Annotated in this window: 1 protein-coding gene; it reads left to right on the forward strand. The window is 46.1% G+C overall.

Annotated features, from left to right (window positions below; all coding sequences use genetic code 11):
* The first annotated feature begins 24 nt into the window (after positions 1 to 24).
* Positions 25 to 462 carry a biopolymer transporter ExbD gene (locus ACTHSP_RS21465; protein WP_314513876.1) on the forward strand — a complete coding sequence of 146 codons (438 nt, stop codon included), beginning with the start codon at positions 25 to 27 and terminating at the stop codon, positions 460 to 462.
* Positions 463 to 549 lie beyond the last annotated feature (87 nt).

A 549-nucleotide genomic window follows, 5' to 3' on the forward strand; every position in this document is an offset into this window, starting at 1 on the left:
CTTCTGAACCAAAAGGATTAAACCATGGCTTTCGGATCAATGAATTCCGGCGATGATGCGCCGATGTCGGATATCAATGTGACACCTTTGGTGGACGTGATGCTGGTGTTGCTAATTGTATTTATGATTACCATGCCGGTGCTGACCCACTCGATTCCTTTGGAGTTGCCGACTGCTTCGGAAAAAGCGGCGAAAGAGGATAAGCAGCAGCCTAAAGATCCTTTGCGTTTGAGCATTGATGCCAATGGAGCTTATATCGTTGGCGGAGATTCGGATACCAAAGTGGATTTGGCAACGGTAACTGCCAAGCTGAAAGAAGCCAAAGCGAAAAACGAAGATGTGATTGTGGCGATTGCGGCGGATAAAGCGGTTGAATACGATTATGTCAACCAAGCCCTGCAAGCGGCGCGCGAAGCCGGTATCAGTAAAATCGGTTTTGTAACGGAAACCAAAGCGCAATAATCTTTTGAATACAGTAAAGGCCGTCTGAAATTTGAGTAAAGTTTCAGACGGCCTTTTGTTGTATTTGGTAACTATATGTCCAGGCTG

This window comes from Neisseria sp. P0001.S005 (genome assembly GCF_051963715.1).

What these genes read in the sequence shown, in the direction of transcription:
- ACTHSP_RS21465 (WP_314513876.1), top strand. Translation starts at nt 25, where the DNA reads ATGGCTTTCGGATCAATGAATTCCGGCGATGATGCGCCGATGTCGGAT.